This window comes from Streptococcus sanguinis (assembly GCF_050222175.1).
In the GTDB taxonomy this organism is placed as follows: Bacteria; Bacillota; Bacilli; order Lactobacillales; family Streptococcaceae; genus Streptococcus; species Streptococcus sanguinis_M.
This window is the reverse complement of sequence record NZ_CP071420.1, coordinates 1,329,455-1,356,413: the sequence shown is the minus strand read 5'-3', so window position 1 is coordinate 1,356,413 and position 26,959 is coordinate 1,329,455. Positions and strand designations below refer to the sequence as shown.

Below are 26,959 nucleotides of genomic sequence, written 5' to 3'. Positions count from 1 at the left end.
ACTCTATGAACACAAAAGAAAAAATTTCAAATTATCAACTTTTATTGGCTCAGCTAGAAGCCTTGTTGGAGGGCGAGACCAATGCTTTGGCAAATCTTTCCAATGCTAGCGCCTTGCTCAATCAAGCCCTGCCTAATTCGGTTTTTACTGGTTTCTATCTTTTTGATGGGAGTGAGCTGATTTTGGGGCCTTTTCAGGGAGATGTTTCCTGTGTCCATATTGCCTTAGGTAAGGGTGTCTGTGGGGAATCTGCTGAGAAAAAGCAGACGATTATCGTAGATGATGTGACCCAGCATGCCAACTATATCTCCTGTGATAGCCGGGCTAAGAGCGAGATTGTGGTACCCATGGTAAAAGACGGCCGCCTGCTAGGAGTGCTGGATTTGGACTCAGCCTTGACGGGTGATTATGATAAGGTAGATCAGGAATATCTGGAAAAGTTCGTCCAGATTTTGCTTGAAAAAACGATTTGGAATTTTGAAATGTTTGGAGAAAAAGCCTAATGTATCAAGCTTTATATCGAAAGTACCGCAGTCAGACCTTTGGTCAGTTGGTGGGTCAGCAGGTAGTAGCTACCACTCTGCGGCAGGCTGTGGAGCAAGGGAAAATCAGTCATGCCTATCTCTTTTCTGGCCCACGTGGAACAGGGAAAACCAGTGTTGCCAAGATTTTTGCTAAGGCTATGAACTGTCCGAATCAAAAGGAAGGTGAGCCTTGCAATGAGTGCTATATCTGTCAGGCTATCACTGAGGGGAGCCTTGAAGACGTCATCGAAATCGACGCGGCTTCTAATAATGGTGTAGATGAGATTCGTGACATTCGGGACAAGTCTACCTATGCACCTAGTCTTGCCAAGCACAAGGTCTATATCATTGACGAGGTGCATATGCTCTCGACAGGGGCTTTTAACGCCTTGCTCAAGACCTTGGAAGAGCCGACAGAAAATGTAGTCTTTATCCTAGCGACGACAGAGCTGCATAAGATTCCAGCGACCATTCTTTCCCGCGTCCAGCGTTTTGAGTTTAAGTCTATCAAGACGCAAGACATTATTGGTCATATTGAGTGGATTTTGGAGCGGGAAGGCATTGACTTTGAGCAAGAAGGTGTGCAGATTATTGCCCGTCGAGCTGAGGGCGGTATGCGGGACGCCTTGTCTATCCTCGATCAGGCTCTTAGCTTGACTCAGGAAAATTGTTTGACCACGGACATAGCTGAAGAAATCACTGGCTCTATCAGTTTGGGAGCCTTGGATGCCTATGTAGCAGCCTTGATTGCTCATGATGCAGTAGCAGCCTTGGATAATCTCAATTTGATTTTTGATAGCGGTAAAAACATGGCTCGTTTTGTGACAGACCTCCTGCAATACCTGCGTGACTTGATCATTGTCAAAACTGGCGGGGAAAATCATCATGCCAGCGAGCTCTTTCTGGAAAATCTCAAGACACCGCAGGACACTCTCTTTGCCATGATAGATATGGCGACCAAGAGTTTGGCAGACATCAAGAACAGCCTGCAGCCCAAGATTTATACAGAAATGATGACCATTCGACTGGCAGAGACCAGCAGTCTTCCTGCAGCGGCATCCATTCCGGATAATCTAGCAGATGAGCTCAAGGGTCTGAGACAAGAGATAGATAGTCTTAAACAGCAGCTGGCTAATGGCAATGGGAAACCTGTAGCGGCTGTCAAAACTTCGGATATTCGACCGCAGAAATCTAAGGGCTACCGAGCAGACCGCAATAAGGTCAATGCCATCCTAGAAGAGGCTGTTGAGAATCCTAGTCTGGCTCGCAGCAACCTGACCAAGCTGCAGAATGCCTGGGCTGAAATTATCGAAAGTCTGGCTGGAGCTGATAAGGCTTTGCTAGCAGGCTCGCAGCCGGTGGCGGCCAATGAAAGTCATGCTATCTTAGCTTTTGAGTCTAATTTCAACGCTGAGCAGACCATGAAGCGGGACAATCTCAATACCATGTTTGGCAATATCCTCAGCAATGCGGCAGGATTTTCACCAGAGATTTTGGCTATTTCCTTGGAAGAGTGGACCAAGATTCGGGCGGACTTTTCAGCTCGCAATCGTAATGATAAGGCTGTGGCTGAAGAAAAGGAAGAGGAAAACCTGATTCCAGAAGGATTTGACTTTTTAGCAGAAAAAATTACCATTCAAGAGGACTAAAAAAAGATTTTTCTAGGCTTTCGTGTTATAATAAATCTATGAACAGACGACAATTTATTGTGATGGCTGTTTTCACAGCCTTAGAAACCTATTTTTTCAATGAATCTATCATGGCGGGGCGCTATTTCATGGCTGCTTTCTGGGCAGTTTTAGTGCTGCGCAATCTGCAGATTTCCTATGTAATGGGGCGGATTGTGGATGAAATCGATAAACATTTAGGACCGAAATAATGAAAACAGGACTGAGCCATAAGACTCAGTCCTTTTGAAATGAAATTTTTGATTACCAACTGGTCAACGAGACTTCGCCGCTATTGAGCCAGATTTCCTGACCATCTGTCAGCTGGACTAAAAGTTGCCCGCTGTCTGAGATGTCTTTGGCCAAACCTTGGTAGTCCACGCCTTTTTGGCTAAAGGTCACTTGTCGTCCTAGCACCAAGGAGCGCTGCTTGTAGAGATAGATGAGTTCTTCTGGGTCACTTACGTAGAAGCATTTCCAAATCTCGGCAATGAGCTCATTGCGACTAATGGCTGGTTTCTCTTCAAAGAGGGAGCCAGCTTTTTCTTTAATCTCAGCTGGAAAGTCTTTAATGAAAAAATTAAAGCCAACACCAATGATAACATCAGTGACGAGCCCTGTCTCAATAGAAGTTGTAGCCTCGGTCAGGATGCCGGAAATTTTCTTGTTTCGATAGTAAATGTCATTGACCCACTTGATATCAACCTCCATAAGGGTTAGATTTTTTACTGCCTTGTAGATAGCTCCTGCGGTCAAGATTGTATAGGAGGGGAGCTGGTCGAAGGGGAGATTGGGCTTGAGGTGGAGAGACATGTAAAAGCCGCCCTGGCTGGGGCAGAAGAAGGCACGACCGAAACGGCCACGGCCAGCAGATTGGGCAACGGCCAGATAAAGAGTGTCGGCAGGGCGTCCGGCCTCCATGCCAGCCTTGGCGTCCATCTGAGTGGACTGGCAGTCAGGATTAAATGAGACCTGAACAGGGGAATTTGCTTCAATCCAATCAGGAATCAGCAAGTCACCCGCTGTCAATCGATAGCCTCGGTTTTTGACGGATTCGATTTGGATTCCTTCTTTCTCCAGTTTTTGGATGGCCTTCCAAATGGAAGTTCGTGAAATGCCCAATTCTTGGGCTATTTTTTCTCCGTTGACATAGTCGTCAGCCTGGCTGAGGATGTCAAAGATTTTTTCGTAGGTTTTCATAGGCGGTCTTTCTAGCTTAAAGGCTGCTTTCTCTTAGTGTCAGCTTGGTTGAGAGCTTGATCATATAAGGGATGGGGCTTTCGTCAGTTTTAATCATCTGGTCCAGCATCTGCAGAGCTTGCTTGCCCATTTCCTCTGTAAAGACTGTCACAGTACTGAGAGGCGGATAGACGTATTTGGCAATGGATGTATCATTAAAGGAAATAATCTGGACATCTTGGGGCACAGCTATTCCCGCTTCCTGAAGAGCACGGAGGGCACCGACAGCCAGAGCATCGCTGGCTATGAAGAATGCTTTGGGCATCTGCTCTTTTTGTTGGTCAATCATGTCTTTCATCAGCTGGTAGCCAGACTCTGAGGAGAACTTGCCGATCTTGACATAGGCCGGCTGATAAAGGCCTTTGTCACTAAGGTAACGGCAGAAGCAGGCCAAGCGCGGATCATCAAGACTTGTCGTTCCGTCTGCTGTTTCTTCACGTCCAGTAATCATTCCGATTCTTCGAATGTCCTGCTGAAGAAAATGGTCGAGAACATGAGTAACGGCATGCTCAAAGTCCGTTGTCACACAGCTATGGTCTTGGTCGAGCGTATCGCTGTCCACGAAAACCAGGGCAGGACTGTATTGCTCTAGCTCCTTGACTTGCTTGCTGCTAAATTTTCCGATGGCAATGATGCCGTCAATCTGCTCTAGCTGGCTCAGAGAGTCGTTGTTGAAAATCCGCACGATATCATAGCCCAGTTCCTGGGCTTTCTTTTCAATGCCTAAGCGGATGGAGTAGTAGTAAAGATCATCCAGCTCTTCCAGCTCAGTGTACCATTCAACGATGGCAATGCGGTGGGTCTGAAGTGAAGTCTTTTTCTGCCTTTTGCTTTTTTGGTAATTGAGCTGTTCAGCGATATCGAAAATCTTCTTACGCGTCTCATCGCTGACAGACATGGACTTGTCATAGTTCAAAACCCGCGAAACAGTTGTGGGAGAAACACCAGCAGTCTGGGCGATATCTTTGATAGTAGCCATTTGATTTTGTCCTTTTTAATTTACTGTCTACATAAATTATAACTCAAAAATTAGTAAATAACAAAGATATGTTTAGTAAAACTTAACTTTGTTCTCGAAATGAACTGGGTGAAAAGCCAAAATATTTTTTAAAAGCCTTTGAAAAGTAAAGGGGATCTGAGAAACCGACAGAATAGGCGATAAATTGGACAGGCTCACGGGTGCTTTTGAGGAGTTGTTTAGCTCGATGCATTCGGACATAGTCTAGATATTCTTTAGGTGAGCTTTGGTGCTCCTCCTTGAAAATGGTTGTTAGATAGCTGCGATGAACGGACAACTTAATTGCCATATCTTGAATGTTGAGGTTAGGATTGGGATATTGAGTGTCAATTATCTGCTTGCAGGCTAGACAGAGTTGCTGGCTTGCAGATAGGGTATTTGCTTGGGGCTTGTAGGCAACGCTGCCTAAGTGAAAGATGAGTTCATAAAGTTGGCCCATAATGTGGAGTTGAGCTAGTTGGTTAGATTTGGTGTGCTCGGCGAAGTAAACCAAGTTCTCAACAATTTTCCCAATCCTATCTGTTTTTCGTTCCTGGTTAGCAAGTAGGTAGCAGTCTTCGGCAATCTGAGAATGATTGAAGTAGTCATAAACCCTACCGCCAGTCATTCCCAGCCAGTAGTAAGACCAAGGTTCTTCTTTGTCAGCCTGATAAAAGGTAAGTTCATTTGGCTTGAGCAGAAAGAGATCTCCAGCTTTTAAATCGACAATTTCTCCTTTGTAATGAAATTGACCTTTCCCTTTGGTAATGTAGTGAAGAACGTAGGTATCTCTAATAGCTGGTCCAAAAGAGTAGCTAGGTGTGCACTCTTCATAACCGTAGAAGCTAAGTGAGAGATCAATTGTTCCTGTTTGGTATTCTGAAAAAACAAGCATATTTTGCCTCCTACCTAACATTTTACCATATTTCCCTAACATAATTCTATTTTAGGAAGCGATTTCATAAGGTAAAATATTAGTAAATATGGAGGTTCAGAAATGGCTATCAAAATAGACAAACATCTATTCTACATCAATACAAAAAATTCCAGTCTTATCATTGAGGAAAGGGATGGCTACCTTTTGCTTAAACACTTAGGCAGAAAAATCGAATCCTATCATTTTTCCAATACAGTATTTGAGCGAGATCATGCATTTTCTGGTAATCCGAGGTCGAATGAGCGGAGTTTTAGCTTAGATACCCAGCGGCAGGTTTTGGGTCAGCATGGTTTAGGAGACTTTCGGCAACCTTCTCTGCAAGTCCAACATGCTAATAATGAAGTAACAGATTTTCGGTTTGTTGAGAGTCAGCTGATTAAGGGAGGTTTGGAAGTTCCAGGACTTCCTAGCCCTCACAGTACAGAAGATGCAGAAACACTGGCCTTTATTTTAGAGGATGCAGTAGCTCACTTACGCCTCACTCTCTATTACATAGCTTTTGAGGATAGCAATACCATTGCAACCTTTACTAAGCTGGAAAATATCGGTAGAGAGACAGCAATCATACATAAGAACTTGAGCTTAATGGCAGATTTGCCAGCAGGGACTTATGATGTGATTAGTTTACAGGGAGCTTATGCTAGGGAGAAAACAGTTCGTCGTCACAAGTTAGAACAGGGAATTTTCAAAATAGCTTCCAACCGAGGAGCTTCTGGTCACGCGCAGACTCCAAGCCTTATCCTTTGTGATAGTGAAGCGACGGAAGAGGCTGGTCAAGTTTGGGCAATTCAGCTCCTTTATAGCGGAAACTTTGAAGCTTGGATTCAGCAAAATCAGTTGAATGAAGTTCGGCTAGGTATTGGTATCAATGAAGATAACTTTGCTTGGAAACTGGAAGCGGGGCAGACTTTCTATAGTCCTGTTGCTCTGTTGAATTATTCGGCTCAGGGTTTGACTGGTCTTAGTCATGAGAGCCAAGCTTTTGTTCAAGAGCATATCATTCCTAAAGCTTTTGCGAGTCGAGAGCGGCCAATTTTAATCAATAACTGGGAAGCAACTTACTTTGATTTCAAAAAAGAAAAGTTGCTAGAGTTAGCAGATGAGGCACAGAAAGTTGGTATTGAGCTCTTTGTTCTTGATGATGGCTGGTTTGGCAACCGTTTTGATGACAATCGGGCTCTGGGCGACTGGTTTGTCAATGAAGATAAGCTAGGCGGCAGTTTGACGGAGCTCATAGCAGAAGTTCATAACAGAGGATTGCAATTTGGTTTATGGGTTGAGCCAGAAATGATTTCCGTAGACAGTCAGCTGTATCGGACACATCCAGACTGGGCTATTCAAGCGCCTGATCGAGATCATACCTACTCTCGCAATCAACTCGTATTGGATTATGCTAATCCAGATGTGGTAGCCTATATCAAAGAAACACTGGATCAGCTGTTAAGTCAGCACGATATTGACTACATAAAATGGGATATGAATCGTAATATTACCAATCTTGGGAATGGCACTAACTATCTGGCGACCAAAATGCAGTCACATAAGTATATCTTGGGGCTTTATGAAATTGTAAAATATTTGACAGAGAAATATGAGAATATTCTCTTTGAGTCCTGCTCAGGTGGCGGTGGCCGAAATGACCTTGGTATGATGCGGTATTTCCCTCAAGTCTGGGCTAGTGACAATACCGATGCCATAGCTCGTTTGCCAATCCAATATGGGTCTTCTTATCTTCATCCGACTATTTCAATGGGTGCCCATGTGTCAGCAGTACCCAATCATCAGATGGGACGGATTACTCCGTTGGCAACTCGTGGTCATGTGGCTATGATGGGAAATCTGGGGTATGAGCTTGATTTGACTAGTCTATCAGATGAAGAGAAAGCTGCGATTGCTGACCAGGTGAAGTTGTATAAAGAATTACGTCCAGTGGTCCAGTTAGGGCGTCAGTATAGGCTAATCAATCCAGATGTTGGCTCCAATGAAGCAGCGGTTCAATTTAACTATGGAAATCAAACGATTGTAACCTATGTCCGAGTCTTATCAGTTGTGGAAACGATGGAAACAACCTTGAAACTAAAAGACTTAGAGGAAGAAGGACTTTATGAGCTGCAGGAAAATGGCGCAGTTTACTCAGGTGCAGAACTCATGTATGCTGGTATTACTATGAATCTTCCGCAAGGAGATTATCTTAGCAGACAGCTGCATTTTATTAAAAAATAAGGAGGCTAGACCATGAAATGGTATAAAAAGATGAGCTTAGCTGCTATTACAGGACTGTCACTTTTGGGGCTGTCAGCTTGCAGCAGCCAAGGTGAGTCAACAGATGGTAAGGTAACGATTGAGTATTTCAATCAGAAGGGTGAAATGGTTGATACCCTTCGTGAGATTGCAAAAGACTTTGAAAAAGAAAATCCGAATGTGCATGTGAAAGTGGTGAATGTCCCTAACGCTGGGGAAGTACTCAAAACTCGCGTTCTGGCTGGAGATGTTCCTGATGTTGTCAATATCTATCCCCAGTCTATTGAATTGCAAGAATGGGCTAAAGCTGGGTACTTTGAAGATTTATCTAATAAAGATTATCTCAAGCGAGTTAAGAATCATTACGCAGATAAATATGCGATTGAAGGGAAAATTTATAATATACCTTATACTGCTAATGCTTATGGTATCTATTACAACAAGGATAAATTTAAAGAACTGGGATTGAAAGTTCCAGAGACTTGGGAGGAATTTGAAGAATTAGTTGATACGATTATAGCAAAAGGGGAAACACCTTTTGCCATTGCAGGAGCAGATACTTGGACCTTGAATGGTTATCATCAGTTGGCTCTTGCTACTTCTACAGGTGGCGGTAAGGAAGCGAATGATTACCTACGTTTTTCCAAACCAAATGCCATCAAGTCTTCAGATTCAGTGCTTAAAGATGATTTCAGGCTGTTAGATTTATTCCGCAAAAAAGGTGCCATGCAAACCAACTGGCAGGGAGCAGGCTATACTGATGTTGTTGGTGCCTTCGCTAGAGGCGATGCCCTGATGACTCCAAATGGTTCTTGGGCTATCACAGCAATCAATGCGCAAGATCCTAAGTTTAATGTTGGAACTTTCCCTTTCCCTGGAAAGCAAAAAGGACAAAGCTTGACCATTGGAGCAGGAGACCTAGCTTGGTCTATCTCGTCAAGTAGTAAGCACAAGAAAGAAGCCAATGCTTTTGTTGAATATATGTCACGTCCAGAAGTTATGCAGAAATATTATGATGTGGACGGCTCACCAACAGCTATTAAAGGTGTCAAGGAAGCGGGTTCAGATGCACCGCTAGCCGGTCTTGCTGAACTAGCATTTACAGACCGACACCTCGTTTGGCTAGCCCAAGACTGGACCAGTGAAAGTGATTTTTATACCTTGACTGGGAACTATATTACAACTGGAAACAAAGAGGATATGGCGAAAGCACTAAATGCCTTCTTCAATCCGATGAAAGCAGACGTAGAGTAGGAGTAGATCTACTATGAAAAAATTGATTGAGAAATATTGGGGCTGGTTCTTTGTCCTAGTTCCCCTTGTACTACAGACTGTATTCTTCTATTTGCCCATGTTTCAAGGTGCCTTCTACAGCCTGACAAACTGGACTGGTTTGACCTATAATTATAAGTTTGTTGGACTCAATAACTTTATGCTCCTCATGAGCGATCCTAAGTTTATGAACGCGATAGGCTTTACATTTATCATTACTATTTGTATGGTGGTTGGTGAGATTATGCTGGGGATCTGGATAGCCCGAGCTCTCAACTCGAAGATAAAGGGGAAGACTTTCTTTCGAGCTTGGTTTTTCTTCCCCGCTGTCCTATCTGGATTGACTGTGGCTCTTATCTTTAAGCAACTTTTCAACTACGGATTGCCAGCTATAGGGAATACCTTAGGAATTGAATTTCTTAAAACCAGCCTTCTAGGAACGAATGGCGGTGCAATCTTTGCAGCAATCTTCGTCTTGCTTTGGCAAGGGGTAGCCATGCCTATTATCATCTTCTTAGCTGGTCTTCAGTCTATCCCGACTGAGATTACAGAAGCAGCTCGAATTGATGGAGCTAGCAGCAAACAAATCTTTTGGAAGGTGGAACTTCCTTATCTCCTACCAAGCGTTTCCATGGTCTTTATCTTGGCTCTAAAAGGTGGTTTGACAGCGTTTGACCAGGTCTTTGCCATGACAGGCGGCGGTCCGAATAATGCGACCACCTCTCTAGGACTTCTGGTATACAACTATGCTTTTAAGAGCAATCAATTTGGTTATGCCAATGCCATTGCTGTTATCTTGTTTCTCTTGATTGCGATTATTTCTATTATCCAGTTGAGAGTATCTAAGAAATTTGAAATCTAAGAGGAGAAGCCCGATGAAAAATGCAGAAAGAAAAGCTAATTTTAGTAAATATATCTTGCTAACACTGGGATCTATTATCATTTTAATTCCACTCTTAGCAACAATATTTAGTTCCTTTAAGTCTACAAAAGACATCGTTAATAATTTTTTCGGATTTCCGACTCAACCGACCTTAGAAAATTTCCAACGTCTTTTGGCTGATGGTATCGGAGGCTACTATTGGAATTCAATTGTAATCACGGTTCTATCTTTGGCTGTTGTCATGATTTTTATTCCCATGGCTGCTTACTCTATCGCTCGTAATATGTCTAAGAGAAAAGCTTTTGGTATTATGTATACGCTTTTGATTTTAGGGATTTTCGTTCCTTTTCAAGTTATCATGATTCCTATTACAGTTATGATGAGTAAGCTAGGACTAGCCAACACTTGGGGATTAATTATCCTCTATCTGGCTTACGCTGTTCCACAGACTCTCTTTCTCTATGTAGGCTACATTAAGATTTCCATTCCAGACAGTCTGGATGAAGCAGCAGAAATTGACGGTGCTGGAAAGTTTACAACCTATTTCAAGATTATCTTTCCTATGATGAAACCCATGCATGCGACAACCATGATTATCAATGCCCTCTGGTTCTGGAATGACTTCATGCTTCCTCTCTTGGTACTCAATAAAGACTCCAAGATGTGGACTCTGCCACTCTTCCAATATAACTACACAGGTCAATACTTTAATGATTATGGACCGAGCTTTGCTTCTTATGTTGTTGGGATTATCACCATTACTATCGTTTATCTCATCTTCCAGCGCAACATTATTGCTGGAATGAGCAATGGGGCAGTGAAGTAAGCTCAAGATACAAAGACCGTAAAAAGCTCACAGTGCATACAAAGGCAACCACATCCGTAAACTACTGAATTAGTAACGGCTGTGGAAGATTCATCTTTTTCGCACAGAGCTTAGGGCGTGTTCTATTAGGCGCATGGGAAAGAGTATATAAGACAAGATTTTAGAGGAGAAGACTATGGCTATTCAAAATAAGACCATGCTGATTACTTACTCAGACAGCTTGGGGGAGAATTTAAAAGATTTATATGACAATTTAGAAAAGCATTTTGGGGATGCGGTTGGAGGAGTGCATTTGCTTCCTTTCTTCCCATCAACTGGTGACCGGGGATTCGCCCCAGTAGACTATGAAGAGGTTGATTCAGCCTTTGGTGACTGGGAGGATGTAGAAAAGCTGGGCGAGAAATATTATCTCATGTTTGACTTTATGATCAACCACATCTCACGCCAGTCCAAGTATTATAAGGATTTTCAGGAAAAGAAGGATCAGAGTGAGTATCGTGACCTCTTTCTCAGCTGGGATAAGTTTTGGCCAGAAAATCGTCCGACGCAAGCTGATGTTGATTTGATTTATAAGCGTAAGGATCGTGCACCTAAGCAGGAAATCGTCTTTGCAGATGGAAGCACTGAGTATCTGTGGAACACCTTTGGTGAAGAGCAGATTGATCTAGATGTTCGCAGTCAGGTAACTAATGATTTCATCAAGAAAACATTGCGTCAACTGTCAGAGCATGGCTGTGATCTGATTCGTTTAGATGCATTTGCCTATGCAGTCAAAAAGTTAGATACTAATGATTTCTTTGTTGAGCCAGAAATCTGGGATCTCTTAGAAAAAGTCCAGCAGCAAGCGGCTGAGTTTGGGACGGATATTTTACCAGAAATTCATGAGCATTATTCTATCCAGTTCAAGATTGCAGAGCATGGCTACTTTGTCTATGATTTTGCGCTGCCGATGGTAACTCTTTATTCTCTATACAGTGGTAAAGCAGAGCGTCTAGTCAAGTGGCTTGAAATGAGTCCTATGAAGCAATTCACAACACTGGACACCCACGATGGTATTGGGGTTGTTGATGTTAAGGATATTCTGACTGATAAAGAAATTGACTTTGCAACCAATGAACTATATAAGGTAGGAGCTAATGTCAAGCGTAAGTATTCCTCAGCTGAGTACAATAATCTGGACATTTACCAGATTAACTCGACTTACTACTCAGCCTTGGGCGATGACGACAAGAAGTACTTCATTAGCCGTCTGATTCAGGCTTTTGCTCCAGGGATTCCACAGGTCTATTATGTTGGTTTCTTAGCTGGGAAAAATGACCTTGAACTGCTAGAAAACACTAAGGAAGGCCGCAATATCAACCGTCATTATTACATTAATGAGGAGATTGCTGAAGAAGTCAAGCGTCCAGTTGTGCAAGCCTTGCTCAAGCTTTTCCGTTACCGCAACCAGTCTGCTGCCTTTGACCTAGATGGCACTATTGAAGTGAATCTATTGGATGAAAATAGCCTCCGTATTGTCCGTAGCAATGCAGAAAAGTCGGTCACTGCTCAAGTAGTTATCAACCTCAAAGAATTGACATATAGCGCTAGTGAAAATGGCCAAGCTATCACTTTTGAATAGATATAAGAAAAGAGAAGAAGAATGGTCGAATTAAATCTGAAAAACATCTATAAAAAATATCCCAACAGCGACCACTACTCAGTGGAAGACTTCAATCTTGATATCAAGGACAAAGAGTTTATCGTCTTTGTCGGTCCGTCCGGCTGCGGAAAATCAACTACGCTGCGTATGATTGCGGGTCTTGAAGACATCACAGAAGGAACTGCCTCTATTGACGGTACAGTGGTCAATGATGTGGCACCAAAAGACCGTGACATCGCTATGGTCTTCCAGAACTATGCCCTCTATCCCCACATGACGGTCTACGACAACATGGCCTTTGGTCTCAAGCTGCGCAAGTACAGCAAGGAAGATATTGATAAACGGGTCAATGAAGCAGCAGAAATCCTAGGCTTGAAGGAATTCTTGCAGCGTAAGCCAGCTGATTTATCTGGTGGTCAGCGTCAGCGGGTAGCAATGGGACGCGCTATTGTTCGGGATGCAAAGGTTTTCCTTATGGATGAGCCTTTGTCTAACTTGGATGCTAAGCTACGTGTTTCTATGCGGGCAGAGATTGCCAAGATTCACCGTCGTATCGGGGCAACAACTATTTATGTTACCCACGACCAGACTGAAGCTATGACTCTGGCTGACCGGATTGTTATCATGTCAGCGACCAAGAATCCTGCTGGAACTGGAACGATTGGACGAGTGGAGCAGATTGGTACACCTCAAGAAGTCTATAACAACCCAGTTAATAAGTTCGTTGCCGGTTTCATCGGCAGCCCAGCTATGAACTTCTTTGAAGTGACACTGGAAGATGGCCGTCTTGTCGGACCAAACAGAGACTTCAGTCTCCAAGTCCCAGAGGGCAATCTTAAGAGGTTGCGGGAGAAGGGCTATGAAGGCAATAAGTTGATTTTTGGTATTCGTCCTGAAGATATCAACATGGAACCAGCTTTTCTGGAAACCTTCCCTGAGTCGGTTCTAACTGCGAAGATTTCTGTTTCTGAGTTGCTTGGAGCGGAGTCTCACCTCTACTGTACGGTTGGTGGCAGTGAGTTTGTTGCCAAAGTTGATGCACGTGATCATATGAATACCGGAAGCAGTATTAAACTTGGCTTCGACCTAAACAAGGCGCATTACTTTGATGCTGAGACGGAAGACAATATTTTCTAATCTATTGCTCCTTATAAAATAATCCAGACAGATTACTGTTTGGATTTTTACAAAAAGTCTATCTATAAAATTAGTAAAATTTTACTAAATTTATTGAATTTTTACTCGGAAACAGTTATAATAAAACCAAGAAAACGATTACAATATCGATTATTCATTTTAAAGGAGTTTAGCTTATGTCAAACCTAATTTCAGCGGAGCAAGTCCGCGCAGATTTTGCCAAGGTTTTTGGAGTAGAAGCGGACCACACTTCCTTTTCACCCGGTCGGATCAATCTGATTGGTGAGCATACGGACTATAACGGCGGCCATGTTTTTCCTGCTGCGATTTCTCTAGGAACTTATGGAGCGGCTCGCAAGCGGGACGATCAGCTCTTGAGATTCTTCTCAGGGAATTTTGAAGAAAAAGGGATTATTGAAGTGCCGCTGGAAAACCTGCACTTTGAGCCTGAGCATAACTGGACCAACTATCCGAAAGGAGTTCTGCATTTTCTGCAGAAGGCAGGTTATACGATTGACCGAGGCATGGATGTCTATGTTTATGGAAATATTCCGAATGGTTCCGGCTTGTCGTCTTCTGCATCGCTAGAGCTCTTGACAGGTGTCATTGCTGAGAAACTCTTTGATTTGCAGTTGGAACGTTTGGACCTAGTGAAAATCGGTAAATTAACTGAAAATGAGTTTATCGGGGTTAATTCTGGCATTATGGACCAGTTTGCTATCGGAATGGGTGCTGACCAGCGGGCTATTTACTTAGACACCAATACTCTCGAATATGATTTGGTGCCGCTTGATCTCAAGGATAATGTCGTAGTGATTATGAATACCAACAAGCGTCGTGAGTTAGCTGACTCTAAATACAATGAGCGTCGGGCGGAGTGCGAAAAAGCTGTTGAAGAGCTCAATCGCAAGCTGTCTATCGCTACCTTGGGTGAGTTGGACGAGTGGGCCTTTGATGAGTATAGCTATCTGATAGAGGACGAAAATCGTCTCAAACGGGCTCGCCATGCTGTTTTAGAAAATCAACGCACTTTGAAAGCGCGGGCAGCTTTGCAGGCAGGTGCTCTTGATAAGTTTGGCCGTCTCATGAATGCGTCCCAAGTTTCATTGGAGCATGATTATGAAGTGACTGGTCTAGAGCTGGACACCTTGGTTCATACGGCCTGGGAGCAAGAAGGTGTTCTGGGGGCACGTATGACTGGAGCAGGCTTCGGTGGTTGCGCCATTGCTTTAGTTGCTAAGGATGCGGTGGAATCTTTCAAAGAAAATGTCGGCCGCAAGTATCAAGAAGTCGTTGGCTATGCCCCTAGTTTTTATATAGCAGAAGTAGCTGGTGGAAGCCGAGTGCTGGACTAAATCAGAGAAAAGGAACTTGGGTCTGGGACAAAAGTCCTAGCCTCTCAATTGTCTTTGGATTGTCGAGCAAGACGCAGTGGTTGAGTGGGCTCTATTACGCTGATTTCATCAGCTTTTACAGCCCTAATCAACTGTGCGGAGGTGGGACGACGAAATCGAATTCTAACGAATTACCGATTTCTGTCCCACACTCTTTACTAGCAAGAGAAAGGAAAATCTATGTCCAAGAAGTTACTGGATGCTTTTGTATCAGCAGTGATTAACAATAGCACTTTTGAGGAAATGGACACCATCTATCTGAGCAATCGTGTCATGGCTTTAGTCGGAGAGGCAGTGGCAGAGCAGGATACGGAGGCTGATCAGCTAATTGACCTGAAGGATGACTTGGTAGCTGTGGCTGTAAAGAATGGGAAGATTGGCGATACTCTGGCTGAGCAGGATATACTGGGAGCTGAGCTCATGGACTTGATTACACCAGCTCCTAGCCAGCTCAATCGGGACTTCTGGACGACTTATACCTCAAGTCCTCAGCAAGCTGTGGCTGATTTTTACCAGCTTAGTCAAAAGAATGACTACATCAAGGTCAAAGCTATTGCTAAAAACATTGCTTTCAAAGCACCGACCGCTTATGGAGATTTGGAAATCACCATCAATCTCTCTAAGCCAGAAAAGGATCCCAAGGAAATTGCGGCAGCTAAAAAGGCAAAGACCAGCCATTATCCAGCCTGCCAGCTTTGCATGGAAAATGAAGGTTACCAAGGGCGCTTGGACCACCCAGCTCGCGCCAATCATCGGATTATTCGCTTTGACTTGGCTGGACAGGAGTGGGGCTTCCAGTATTCGCCCTATGCCTACTTTAATGAGCATTGCATCTTTCTGCACAGCCAGCACCTTCCTATGTCCATCAGCCGGCTGACCTTTGAGCGCCTGCTGAACATCGTTGAGACCTTTCCAGGCTATTTCGCAGGTTCTAACGCCGACCTGCCTATTGTCGGCGGCTCTATCCTGACCCACGACCACTATCAGGGCGGACGTCATACCTTCCCTATGGAAATAGCAGAGCTGGATTGCAGCTTTACTTTTAGCGGATTTGAAGAGGTGGAGGCAGGCATTGTCAAGTGGCCCATGTCCGTCATTCGTCTAAGGTCTGAGAAGAAGGAACAGTTGATTGAGTTGGCTGACAAGATCTTGCAAGTTTGGCGGACCTATTCTGACCCAAGTGTGCAGGTGTTGGCAGATTCTGAGGGTGAGCCTCACCATACCATCACACCGATTGCGCGCAGAAAAGATGGACGTTTTGAGCTAGACTTGGTCTTGCGGGACAATCAAACTTCCCCAGAACATCCAGACGGCATTTATCACCCTCATAAGGATGTGCAGCATATTAAGAAAGAAAATATCGGCCTGATTGAGGTGATGGGGCTGGCTATTCTGCCACCTCGTCTCAAGGAAGAACTCAAACAGGTAGAACTTTTCCTACTAGGAGAAAACTGTCAGGTTGCTGCCTATCATCAGGAGTGGGCCAATCAACTCAAAGACCAGAATCCAGATGTTACCGCTGAGACGGTGGAAGTAGTAGTTCAGGCATCGGTTGGGCAAATTTTCAGCCGTGTATTGGAGGATGCTGGAGTTTATAAGCGAACAGAGGAAGGGCAGGAGGCTTTCATGCGCTTCGTCCAATCCGTCGGCATCCAGCCTTAGGAAATGTGTTATAATGAATCTAGCGTAACAGGGAAAGGAAGTTTTATGGCAATTTTAGTATTAGGTGGTGCTGGCTATATCGGCTCGCACATGGTAGACCGTCTGGTAGCGGCAGGCAAGGAAGAGGTAGTCGTCGTTGATAATTTGGTGACTGGTCATCGGGCGGCCGTCCATCCACAAGCAGTCTTTTACGAGGGGGATTTGGCGGATAAGGACTTTATGCGTGGCGTTTTTGCCAAACATCCATCCATCGATGCAGTCATTCACTTTGCTGCCTTTTCGTTGGTCGCAGAGTCCATGGCGGACCCGCTCAAGTATTTTGATAATAACACAGCCGGCATGGTTTCTCTTTTGGAGGTCATGCAGGAATGCGGCGTTAAAAACATTGTCTTTTCTTCAACTGCTGCAACTTATGGCATTCCTGAGGAAGTTCCGATTCTAGAAACGACTCCGCAAAAGCCGATTAATCCTTATGGTGAGAGCAAACTCATGATGGAGACCATTATGCGCTGGGCAGACCAGGCCTATGGCATCAAGTTTGTAGCCCTGCGTTATTTCAATGTAGCCGGTGCAAAGCCCGACGGCTCAATCGGCGAGGACCACGGACCTGAAACCCATCTCCTACCCATTGTGCTTCAGGTGGCTCAGGGCAAACGTGAGAAGATTGCCGTTTTTGGTGATGATTACGATACTCCGGACGGGACTAATGTCCGCGATTATGTCCATCCTTTCGACTTGGCTGACGCCCATATTCTGGCTGTCGAGCATCTGCGTGCTGGACATCCTTCAGATGCCTTTAACCTTGGCTCTTCGACTGGTTTTTCCAACCTTCAGATTGTAGAAGCGGCCCGCAAGGTGACCGGACATCCTATTCCTTTGGAAATAGCAGAGCGACGCCCAGGGGACCCGGATACGCTGATTGCTTCTTCTGAGAAAGCAAGAAAAATTCTGGGCTGGCAGCCGAAATTCGACAATATTGAAACCATTATCGAAACCGCTTGGAAATGGCATTCCAGTCATCCAAACGGCTATGATGACAGAGGATAAACTGACAAACCAGCTAGAAAAGCTGGTTTTTTACTTTGAATCATAAAGAGCACTTCTTTACAATTTTTTAAAAGCCTTTTATAATAAAAGGAAGATTGATTGATATATTATCTACAATTTTATTTAGTTGCTACTAACTCTTAGTATGTCTTGAAAAATCAGGCAGTTATAGATGCAAGGAGAGATAAGAATGTTAGAATAGCGAATTTTTTTTTGTACTACAATCAGATGTGACAGTTGTTGACAGTTTGTTGTGTAAGGGCTTTAGAGACTTATGATATAATGAAGTCATAAAAGTTTGAGAAGTCTCTTAATCTTTTCAAGCAGATTTTCATAAAGAGAATAGGAAATAACTATGCGCTCGATTCTTGCTTTATATATCACCCTGATGCCAGTCATTTTGGCTGGGGTTCTGAATATGATCTTTTGCAAGTCTCCACTGCTAGAGGGGGCATACCAACCGATGGATGCTGGGCTGATTTTAAAGGATGGGAAGAGGCTTTTTGGAGCTAACAAGACCTGGAAAGGTTTCTTTGGCATGATTGTCTGGGGAGCTTTGGCGCAGATCCTTTGGGGATTGTTCTTGAAGAATATTCCTAGCCTAGAGAAGTTGCACATGGTCTATGCTTTCTACGAAAATACCGTGCTGTTTAATCTGGTCCTTGGGGCTCTTTTGGGGCTGGCTTATGTTTTGTTTGAGCTGCCCAATAGCTTTATCAAGCGCCGTTTGGAAATCAGAGAGGGCAAGACAGCGGAAAATGGCTGGAAATGGACTTTTATCTGGATAGACCAGATTGATTCTTTGATTGGCTGTATTATTTTCTTGCTTTTCTATATCCCTCTGTCTTGGCAGCAGATGCTGGGCATTCTCATCCTAGGGGCGGGCACGCATCTAGGAGTCAATCGTCTGCTCTACTGGGCTAAGCTTAGAAAAAATCGTATGTGAGATGGGAGTATTTGATGAAAGAATTATGGCTGGAAAAAGAGTCTTCGGCCGTCTATGGCGGTAAAATCAATCAGTTAATCAACCTCTGTCAGCTGGGGCTTTCGGTTCCTAAGGGTCTGATTTTGCCTGCGGACCAAGTAATGGCTTGGCTAAGAGCAGCTCTGCCAGAATACTCAAAACAGGGACTTAAAGAATTCATCGAACTGGGCAAGGAGGAAATTGCGGAGCGTTTGCAGCACTATCCCTTGGATCCAGCTTGGCAGCGGGAGTTAGCAGCCTTTTGTCAGCAAAATCAAGCTTATATCGTTCGCAGCAGTGCCCTCTTAGAAGACGGACAGGCCATGTCATTTGCTGGCCAATATGACTCGATCGGCAACTGCCGGACACTGTCAGAAATTGAGCAAGGCATTCGTTCCTGTCTGCTTTCCCTTTTTAATCCTGAAGCCTTGGCCTACTGGCAGCGTCAGGGTCTGGCAGAACAGGATTTTGCCATGGCGGTGCTGATTCAGGAGCAGATAAAGCCTGACTTTAGCGGTGTCTGCTTTTCCCTAGACGTGGCAACAAATCAGGACCAGACCATGCTATTGGAGTATGTAAAAGGCTCAGCTGAGAGCTTGGTTAGCGGTCAAGTTAATCCTGAGCAACTGACTCTTTCTTGGTACAAGCCGGACTGGAGCCAGCTTGAAAAAGTTGAAATGCCTATGGCAGTCTTGCAGAAGCTACACGAGCAAGTTTTGCAGATTGTAGCGTATTTTGGTCGGCCGATGGATATTGAGTGGTGTGCCGTACAAGAGCAAGTCTATCTGCTGCAGGCTCGGCCCATCACGACAGTGCCAACTAAAATCTACAGTGGCCGCTGGACGACAGCGAATTTTCGGGACGGTGGCGTCGCGGCCCAGCCCTGTCCAAATCTGATGTGGAGCCTTTATCGCTATTCTTGGCAAGAGGCACTCTCCAGCTTTTTGCTGGCAATTGGCCTAGAGCCAGATGGTGTGATGCCGCCGCTGATGCGCCTGCATTATGCTCGGCCTTTCTGGAACTTAGGAGTGGTCAAGCAAGGTATGGAGCAGATTCCAGGCTATATTGAGCGAGACTTTGATGATGAGCTGGGAGTTAATAAAGACTACCAAGGTCAAGGTTTTACCAGTAAATTAAATCCAGCCTTGCTCTTGAATTTCCTGCGGGTAGCCTTGAAAACGCAAAAAGTAACTAAGACTTTTCTATATCAGGCGCCAGACAGGCTGCAAGAGCTGCGTCAGCAATTTAACCGCCTGAATCAAGAAATACGAGAACTGAACGACCAAAGCCCGCTGTATCAGGTCGAGAGTCTTTGGCAGTTAGTGCTAAATCAGGCTTATTTAGACAGTGAGGGAACTTATTTCTGGCAGGCCTACATCAATACGGTCCAGCTGTCCATGAAAAAGACCAGTCTCCTCAAATGGCTGACGGTCGATGAATTTTTCCAACTGATAGCTAAGTTAGGAAATGTTTCGCATACCAAGCCTTTGGCTCGAATGCTGGAAGCTGCGGATTTTGTTTTGGCAGACGAGAAACTGACAGACGATTGGCTGAAGTTATCGGTGGAAGAGTTGCAGGGACTGGCAGCACAATATCCTGAGCGAGCAGATTTTATCAAGATTCAGGATTTTCAAAGGGACTTTGGCTATCACTCAGCTCGGGAGCTGGACTTACGAGTAGCAAGTTATGAAGAAGATGCTCATCAGGTTCTGACAGCGGTCCAACAGTTGGTTGCTGATTCAGCGTATTACCAAGCGGCCAAAGCTTCGCTCAGTCCTGTCTCAGAGTCTGAGCTGGATTTGGCTCATCTATCTCTAGCCAAGCGGAAAAAGATAGAAAAAATCAGTCAAGACCTGCGGAACTTGCTCTGGTGGCGGGAGGAGTTCAAGGACATTTCCACACGCTATTACCACCTCATTCGTCAGATTAGCCTTAAACTTGGCCGAGCCTATGAAAAGAGAGGCTTTCTGAAAAATAAACAAGATGTTTTTTACATTAAGAAAGAAAGTCTGACTGACTTTATGAAAGGGCAAAAGACAGCAGACCAGCTTCAAGAAGAGGCTGCTGATAATCAGCATTATTGCCAGACCTATCGGAATTTTGAGCCAGTAGGCGATTTGACCGACAAAGAGATGAGCGTGGAAGAGGTGGCCCATGAGAGTCAGGCCCTGCTGACGGGAATGCCAGCCAGCAGCGGTCAGGTGACCGGTCGGGTTCGAGTCCTCTTGGATTTGGCTGATATTGAGACGATTGAGCCGGGAGAAATCCTTGTTACTCGCTATACAGATACGGGTTGGAGTTATGTTTTCGGTATTCTAGGCGGTCTTGTGACAGAGTATGGCGGGGTTCTCTGCCATGCATCCATAGTCGCTCGGGAATGCGGTATTCCAGCTCTGGTTTGCGCCAAGAATGCAACTCAGCTGCTAGAAACTGGCATGCTGGTTACCTTAGATGGAAGAAGAGGAGAAATAAGAATTCATGAAGAAGAATGAACCTTTGTTTATCGGTGAATACGACAAATCTGTTATCCTGACCTATATGGGCGCTGCTTTTGCACTGTTGGCAGTCTACGCCATCATTCAGTCCCAGCTACGGCTAGCCATGATGGCCTTTATCGTTAGCGGTATCTGTGACCTCTTTGATGGTGTGGTGGCACGGCGGATGAAGCGAACTGAAAGCCAGAAGCGCTTCGGTATTGAGATTGATTCGCTCTGCGACATGATTAGCTTTGCGGCTCTTCCGGCTGTGCTTCTCATGACCCAGCTGCCCTTGGGAGCGGCCAATATCATCTTGGCTGTCCTCTATGTCTTAGCTGCAGTTACGCGCTTGGCTCATTTTAATCGCTTGGCCAAACATGATGAAGGATCTGGCTCTTATTTTATCGGCTTGCCCGTGACTTACAGCGCCCTCTTTTTCCCTCTGACCTATCTGGTCTGTCAATGGATAGCGCCTGGTCTCTTTGCTTGGGTGTGGCTGGGGTTATCTCTTTTGCTGACCTTCTTATTTGTTTACAACTGCCGGATTCCCAAGCCCAATAAGCTGGCCTATCTGGTCTTTGCGATTTTAGCTGTTACAAGTCTGATTGGTCTGGGGGTTCTCCCGCATGGTTAAGGTCTATCAGAGAAGGACTGGCCAAGTAGTTGAACCGACAGAATACAAGGCGGGTCTGTTAGACAAGCTTTATGGGACTACTTGGGGTCGCTTCTTGTTGCCTATCTTGACCCGACCTAGCCTGTCTTATCTTCTGACTTTGAAAGACTACACTCCTTTTTCTCGCAAGAAAATAGCAGCTTTTGTTGAAAATTATCAGCTGAATCTGGCTGACTATGAAGATAGCCCCTATCCTAGCTTCGCGGCTTTCTTCCAGAGGAAAATCAAGCCCGCTCTACGTCCGGTCTGTCCTGACAGTCAAGTACTGGCTGTGACAGATGCCAAGCTGGAGGCTTTTACCATTAGTCAGGACTTGCAGCTGACGATAAAGGGTCAGACATACAGGCTAGCTGACTTACTGTTGGATGAAGAGTTAGCCCAGCTGTTCACTGGCGGAACAGCGCTGGTCTATCGCTTGGGAGTAGAAGACCTGCACCGCTATCTGGCGGCTGAATCCGGCAGAATTACCCAAAGTCGAAAAATCAAGGGACGCCTGCATACGGTCAGGCAGGTAGCCCAGAAGCGGCGCTTGATTTACAAGGAAAATAAAAGAGAATACTGTCTTTTAGATACCGACCTAGGACCTGTCCTGCAGATGGAAGTAGGGGCTCTCTTGGTCGGAAGAATATACAATCACAGTCAGGACCATTTGGTCAGGGGACAGGAGAAGGGCTGCTTTGGTCTGGGCGGCTCAACCATCCTTGTCCTCTATCCAGCAGGCACGATTCGCTTGGATCAGGATATCCTGACTTACTCAGACCTCGGAATAGAAACCCAGATTCAAATGGGGGAAAAGATTGGAGAAAAGCTATGTTTAAACGATTAGCTGTTTATTATAAGGAAATGTTTCCTTTGCTGCCACGCTTTTTTGTGGCTGCCATCATGTTTTTTGAGATTTATTTTGTCCTTCTGCTCAATGACGGAGTGACTACCTTTCACTTTGACCATCAGGAGTTGATTGGGATTTTTACGATTTTCGTCTTTCTGATGATTCTGCGGATTGCGGATGATTTCAAGGACTACGAGACCGACAGACGCCTCTTTCCTCATCGAGCTCTGCCATCTGGCCGGGTGAAAAAGAAGGACTTGGCTATTGCCCTCAGCTTTATCGTAGCTGTATCTGTACTTCTCAATGTTCTCTTTATGAACAATATCGGCTGGTTCCTCTTTCTCTACATCTACGGAACTCTCATGTCCTTCTGGTTCTTCAAGCGTGACAAGATTCAAAATTCTCTGCCTCTGGCTCTAGTAACCCATAATCCAGTCATGATGATTTTGAATCTCTATACTATCTCTTTTGTCTGCTACAAGTACAATCTGCCTCTCTTGTCTTTACCGACCGTCTTGCTGGCTTTTACCATGTATTTCCCAAGTCTGATCTGGGAAGTCTGCCGCAAGATTCGGGCGCCAAAAGACGAGACAGAGTATGTGACCTATTCTAAGCTTTTTGGCTACAAAAAAGCCACTCGCTTTATCGAGGTGGTGACTCTGCTGGATATCTTGACCAATTTCGCCCTTCTCTGGAATATTTCCCATGTCGGAGTGGTAGTCTTGGTGCTGAATGTCATCTGGATGACCGTCCAGTTTGAGCAGTTTATCAAGGATCCGACTTGCTTTAATATACGGGAGCGGGTGGAACGTTATACTTATATCACGGAGACGACCATGGTTCTGTCCGTTGCTGTTTATCTCTTGATGGGGGTACTTTGATGAAAAGAATCAAGCAGACAGGGCTTGACCAGGTCGGAGGCAAGGTCTATCATTTGCTGAAAATGCAGGCTGCTGGTTTGCCGGTTCCTGACTTTGCAGTGTTTGCTTTTGACTTTTTTCAAAATCTGGCCACCTCTGCTGACTTGAAGCGGATGGAAGCAGCTTATCGGTCTGGAGAGGTGGACTTGTCTCAGCTCAGCCTGCAACTGCAGGACTGGGCTAAAGATCAATTTGCGCAAGAAGATCTGACAGTGGCAGAAAACTGGATTCATCAGGAGTTTTCTCAGACAGACTGTCGCTTCGCAGTCCGCTCATCAGCAACCATTGAGGATGGCAAGGATTCATCCTTTGCCGGTCAGTTTAAGAGCCAGCTCAATGTGAAGCCGGATGGACTTAAAGAAGCCATCCAAGCGACCTTGCTCTCTCTTTATCAGGAGTCGGCTCTTAGTTATCTATTTGAGCAGGGATTATCCTTGAAGCAGGCGCAGATGATTTGCCTTGTTCAGGTTATGCAGGAGGGAGACTTGTCTGGGATTTACTTCACAGCTAATCCCAAGGGCATTTTGAATGAGCACATCATTGTCATTGGTAGGGGCTTGGGCAATAAGGTTGTCGAGGATAAGATTCCTACAACAATGGTGACACTCCATCCCAAGGACCAGCTCTTTTATACAGAGCAGATGGAGAACTCTCCAGACTTATCACAGGAACAACTCGCGGAGTTACAAGGCTTGGCAAGTCAGGTAAGTCAGCTTTTCGGACCTTATATGGATATGGAGTTTACCTTCGCCAATGGCCAGCTCTATCTCTTGCAGGCACGACCTATTACTACCTTGCCAGAGGGTCAGCGGATTATTCTGGATAACAGCAACATTGTCGAGAGCTATCCGGGCGTTTCCAGTCCTCTGACTATTAGTTTTATCCAAGAGGCTTATGCCAGCATTTTCCGCAGTCTGGCCCAGCGCTTGGTTGGCAAGGGTGCCCCTGAGTTGGCTGCCTATGAAGCTACTTTTCAAAATATGCTGCAGCCGGTCAATAGTCGTGTTTATTACCAGATTCAGAGCTGGTATCAGCTCTTGCAGCTTCTGCCTTTTTCTAAGAAAATCATTCCTATCTGGCAGGATATGCTGGGAGTGAGAGAGACAGAGGTGCCTCAGATGCCAGTGCACCTGTCTGCTTTCAAACGCCTGCAAATCATGCTCCGAATCATTCGAGAGTTCTGGACAGCGCCCAAGCAAATGCGGCAATTGGAAGAGCAGTTTGCCCAGATTCAGCGCGAATACGAAGCGAACTTTTCTCCCGACGCAGATGCTGAGACCTTGATTGCCTTGGTCAGTAAGCTAAAAGAGGATATTCTGTCTCACTGGGACATTACCCTGGTAAATGATCTCTATGCTTTTGTCTATACTGGACTCCTGAAGAAGTCGCGTCGCGGCGGGGCTGTTCAGGCTGAGATTGCAGGAATTGAGCAGATTGAAAGTATGCAGCCGGCTTTGGCTCTGCAGGCTTTAACAGCTCAGCTGAAAGCAGAAGAAAATGCAGAGATTAGACAGGCCATGGCAAGTGAAAGTCCAGCAGTCTTTCTAAGTCGCCAGCACCCTTTGGTCCAAGAAATTGCCCATTTTATCCATGAATTTGGTGATCGGGCTCCAGAAGAGTTGAAGTTAGAAACACCAACCTTTCGAACGCATCCAGAGCGTCTGCTCAAGCTCCTGCTGCAAATGTGCCAGCAAGAGGAGAAGAAGTTGGCACCTCAGAAACTTGAAGAAGAGGAGCAAAAATCAGGCTGGTGGACGAATTTTCTTCGCAAGCGAGCCATGACGGGAGTTAAATATCGGGAAAGCTCCCGCTTAAATCGTACTCGGATCTACGGCATGATGCGACAGATTTTCCGAACGCTTGGGCAGCAATTAGCCGAGCAAGGGCTGCTGGCTACGCCTGAAGAAGTTTTTTACCTGACAAAGGAAGAGTTGTTTGAGCTGACCAGAAAGCCCAGAGATGTTAGTGGATTGATAGCCGAGCGTCGGGAGAAGTTGGAGGCTGATAAGGAACTGCCAAGCTTTAGTCGCTATGTTTTTGCTGGACAGGTCTTTGAGAAATACCTGAAACCGCAAAATCGTACCAGCAGTCATAATACGGGCAATCAAGCCTTACAAGGGATTGGCTGCTCACCTGGCTGCGTTAAGGCTCAGGTTTTGCTCGTGGAAGATGTGCAGGAGATTGAGTCTGCTCAGGACCGGATTATCGTAACCAAGATGACCGATCCGGGCTGGGTTTATCTTCTGACCCAAGCCAAGGGTGTCATTGCCGAGCAGGGGTCTTTGCTCTCGCACACGGCCATTATTTCCCGCGAGTTGGGTATTCCTTCCATTGTCAATGTCAGAGGCGCCTGCAGCCAGCTGCAAAATGGTGACTGGATTGAGATGGATGGCCTTACTGGCAAGATTCGACTGATTAAGGAGGAAGATCATGCTGGAAATTAAACCAGTCAAAGCAAATACTGTAGAGCTGGACGATTTTCTAGCCCTGCCCAAGCAGATTTACCAACCGGACCACCTCATACAGTCGGAAGAGGAAGAACTGGCTTTGATTGAAGGCAGTCACCCGCTGAGTTCTGACTTAGAAACCTATGCCTTTATTGGCTATGAGGAGGGCCAGCCTTGTATTCGAGGCCTCCTGACCTTCTATCCAGGGGATGAGGCTGCTTACTTGGGATTTTTCGAGTCAATCAATGACCAGCAGATTGCATCTGCTTTTATCGAGCATTTAGCAGGTTTTGCTCGCAGTCTCGGAGCGATTAAGATAATCGGCCCCGTACAAGCAAGTTTTTGGCTGGGCTATCGAATGCAGCTGACTGGAACAGAGGAGTTACCTTTTACAGGGGAACCTCATAATCCAGCCTATTATCCCCAGCTATGGCAGGCTGCTGGTTTTGAGCTCAAGGAGCGCTATCTATCCAATTTTTATCCCAAGGTCAGCAATCAAATTCATCAGGATAAGCTGGCTCATCGTTTTGAGTCTTTTGAAGAAGCGGGTTTCACCATTTGCTCTCCAAAGAAGAAGGACTGGGAAGAAGCTTCGCTGCAGGTTTTTGAGCTTCTCAATCGCCTCTATCAAGATTTTCCGATTTATCGGTCAATTTCTAGTCAGCAGTTCAGTCAGATTTTTCAGAAATACCAGTACATTCTTGATTTTTCTATGGTTAAGCTGGCCTATAAGGAGGGCAAGCTAGCTGGTTTTCTGATTGCCATGCCGGACTATGGTTCTCTGGTTTATCAAAAACTGACTCCTCTTAACCTAGCCAAGCTTTTTTGGACCAAGCGTTTTCCCAAACGTTATACAATTATGTATCTAGGAGTAGATGAGCAATTCTTGGGGTTGGGCTCTGCCTTGGCCTATCCGATTTTTAAAGAAGCGCAGAAGAGACAAGCTTCAGCTATTGGGGCCTTGATTCATCAAAAAACTGTCACGCGCCACTATGCAGCGGAATTGCAAGGAGACAAGCATGAGTATGGTCTCTTTGAGTTGAATTTGAACTCCTGACTAACAAAGTAAATCACATTTTAAAAAGCAAATTTTCTAACCGAAGATTTGTTTTTTTATTTTTTTAGTTAAAAATGAACACTATTTTCAGGTTGTTCAAAAACATGATGATTTCAGCTTTCAA

Annotated in this window: 22 protein-coding genes; 19 read left to right on the top strand and 3 right to left on the bottom strand. The window is 45.1% G+C overall.

What is annotated here, in order from left to right:
- Window positions 1–5 precede the first annotated feature (5 nt).
- Genes J1C91_RS06740 through J1C91_RS06730 form a run of 3 tightly spaced genes read left to right on the top strand, consistent with a single transcriptional unit; the run spans window position 6 to window position 2,403 of the window.
- On the top strand, window positions 6–503 hold the full coding sequence (locus tag J1C91_RS06740) for a GAF domain-containing protein (RefSeq protein WP_125438982.1): 498 nt from the start codon (window positions 6–8) through the stop codon (window positions 501–503).
- On the top strand, window positions 503–2,173 hold the full coding sequence (gene dnaX / locus J1C91_RS06735; protein WP_125438980.1) for a DNA polymerase III subunit gamma/tau: 1,671 nt from the start codon (window positions 503–505) through the stop codon (window positions 2,171–2,173). The genes J1C91_RS06740 and dnaX overlap by 1 nt, the downstream gene beginning before the upstream one ends.
- 38 nt (window positions 2,174–2,211) lie before the next feature.
- A complete protein-coding gene (locus J1C91_RS06730; protein ID WP_002895701.1) occupies window positions 2,212–2,403 on the top strand; it encodes a DUF3272 domain-containing protein in 192 nt (63 codons plus the stop codon).
- A gap of 52 nt (window positions 2,404–2,455) precedes the next feature.
- Here the strand turns inward: J1C91_RS06730 and birA are convergent, their stop codons facing one another.
- From birA to J1C91_RS06715, 3 genes are all read right to left on the bottom strand, one after another.
- On the bottom strand, window positions 2,456–3,391 hold the full coding sequence (gene birA, locus J1C91_RS06725) for a bifunctional biotin--[acetyl-CoA-carboxylase] ligase/biotin operon repressor BirA (RefSeq protein WP_125438978.1): 936 nt from the start codon (window positions 3,389–3,391) through the stop codon (window positions 2,456–2,458).
- Window positions 3,392–3,407: 16 nt separating this feature from the next.
- A complete protein-coding gene (locus J1C91_RS06720) occupies window positions 3,408–4,409 on the bottom strand; it encodes a LacI family DNA-binding transcriptional regulator (protein ID WP_125438976.1) in 1,002 nt (333 codons plus the stop codon).
- Window positions 4,410–4,491: 82 nt separating this feature from the next.
- Window positions 4,492–5,322, bottom strand: a complete 831-nt coding sequence (locus J1C91_RS06715; RefSeq protein WP_260468963.1) for an AraC family transcriptional regulator — start codon at window positions 5,320–5,322, stop codon at window positions 4,492–4,494.
- 102 nt (window positions 5,323–5,424) lie between these two features.
- On the opposite strand from J1C91_RS06715, the gene J1C91_RS06710 reads away from it, so the two are divergent.
- From J1C91_RS06710 to J1C91_RS06635, 16 genes are all read left to right on the top strand, one after another.
- Complete coding sequence (locus tag J1C91_RS06710; RefSeq protein ID WP_125438972.1) at window positions 5,425–7,587, top strand: alpha-galactosidase; 2,163 nt, start codon at window positions 5,425–5,427, stop codon at window positions 7,585–7,587.
- Window positions 7,588–7,599: 12 nt separating this feature from the next.
- Entirely contained in the window at window positions 7,600–8,859 is a 1,260-nt protein-coding gene (locus J1C91_RS06705; protein WP_125438970.1) for an extracellular solute-binding protein, read from the top strand.
- Window positions 8,860–8,872: 13 nt separating this feature from the next.
- Complete coding sequence (locus tag J1C91_RS06700) at window positions 8,873–9,739, top strand: carbohydrate ABC transporter permease (protein WP_125438968.1); 867 nt, start codon at window positions 8,873–8,875, stop codon at window positions 9,737–9,739.
- 13 nt (window positions 9,740–9,752) lie between these two features.
- Complete coding sequence (locus tag J1C91_RS06695) at window positions 9,753–10,586, top strand: carbohydrate ABC transporter permease (protein ID WP_002912289.1); 834 nt, start codon at window positions 9,753–9,755, stop codon at window positions 10,584–10,586.
- 175 nt (window positions 10,587–10,761) lie between these two features.
- Window positions 10,762–12,207 carry a sucrose phosphorylase gene (gene gtfA / locus J1C91_RS06690; RefSeq protein ID WP_002909911.1) on the top strand — a complete coding sequence of 482 codons (1,446 nt, stop codon included), beginning with the start codon at window positions 10,762–10,764 and terminating at the stop codon, window positions 12,205–12,207.
- A 21-nt stretch (window positions 12,208–12,228) separates the two neighbouring features.
- Window positions 12,229–13,365 (top strand): ABC transporter ATP-binding protein, encoded by a 1,137-nt coding sequence (locus tag J1C91_RS06685; RefSeq protein ID WP_427151628.1) that lies wholly within the window; start codon window positions 12,229–12,231, stop codon window positions 13,363–13,365.
- A gap of 176 nt (window positions 13,366–13,541) precedes the next feature.
- Window positions 13,542–14,720 (top strand): galactokinase, encoded by a 1,179-nt coding sequence (locus J1C91_RS06680; protein ID WP_125438803.1) that lies wholly within the window; start codon window positions 13,542–13,544, stop codon window positions 14,718–14,720.
- A 219-nt stretch (window positions 14,721–14,939) separates the two neighbouring features.
- Window positions 14,940–16,421, top strand: a complete 1,482-nt coding sequence (gene galT / locus J1C91_RS06675) for a UDP-glucose--hexose-1-phosphate uridylyltransferase (protein ID WP_002909908.1) — start codon at window positions 14,940–14,942, stop codon at window positions 16,419–16,421.
- Between the two features lie 45 nt (window positions 16,422–16,466).
- Window positions 16,467–17,468 (top strand): UDP-glucose 4-epimerase GalE, encoded by a 1,002-nt coding sequence (gene galE / locus J1C91_RS06670; RefSeq protein WP_032912469.1) that lies wholly within the window; start codon window positions 16,467–16,469, stop codon window positions 17,466–17,468.
- Between the two features lie 355 nt (window positions 17,469–17,823).
- Window positions 17,824–18,414, top strand: coding sequence for a CDP-archaeol synthase (locus J1C91_RS06665; RefSeq protein ID WP_048773226.1), 591 nt, complete (start codon window positions 17,824–17,826; stop codon window positions 18,412–18,414).
- A 14-nt stretch (window positions 18,415–18,428) separates the two neighbouring features.
- Window positions 18,429–20,924: a PEP/pyruvate-binding domain-containing protein gene (locus J1C91_RS06660; protein ID WP_048773227.1), complete on the top strand. Its 2,496-nt coding sequence runs from the start codon at window positions 18,429–18,431 to the stop codon at window positions 20,922–20,924.
- On the top strand, window positions 20,911–21,543 hold the full coding sequence (locus J1C91_RS06655) for a CDP-alcohol phosphatidyltransferase family protein (RefSeq protein WP_048773229.1): 633 nt from the start codon (window positions 20,911–20,913) through the stop codon (window positions 21,541–21,543). The genes J1C91_RS06660 and J1C91_RS06655 overlap by 14 nt, the downstream gene beginning before the upstream one ends.
- Window positions 21,536–22,408 carry a phosphatidylserine decarboxylase gene (locus J1C91_RS06650; RefSeq protein ID WP_125438801.1) on the top strand — a complete coding sequence of 291 codons (873 nt, stop codon included), beginning with the start codon at window positions 21,536–21,538 and terminating at the stop codon, window positions 22,406–22,408. Before J1C91_RS06655 ends, J1C91_RS06650 begins: the two co-directional genes overlap by 8 nt.
- Window positions 22,393–23,292, top strand: coding sequence for a UbiA family prenyltransferase (locus tag J1C91_RS06645; protein WP_002895689.1), 900 nt, complete (start codon window positions 22,393–22,395; stop codon window positions 23,290–23,292). The genes J1C91_RS06650 and J1C91_RS06645 overlap by 16 nt, the downstream gene beginning before the upstream one ends.
- Window positions 23,292–25,775, top strand: coding sequence for a phosphoenolpyruvate synthase (locus J1C91_RS06640; protein WP_125438799.1), 2,484 nt, complete (start codon window positions 23,292–23,294; stop codon window positions 25,773–25,775). Before J1C91_RS06645 ends, J1C91_RS06640 begins: the two co-directional genes overlap by 1 nt.
- Window positions 25,762–26,835: a hypothetical protein gene (locus tag J1C91_RS06635; RefSeq protein ID WP_125330982.1), complete on the top strand. Its 1,074-nt coding sequence runs from the start codon at window positions 25,762–25,764 to the stop codon at window positions 26,833–26,835. The genes J1C91_RS06640 and J1C91_RS06635 overlap by 14 nt, the downstream gene beginning before the upstream one ends.
- Window positions 26,836–26,959: the final 124 nt, after the last annotated feature.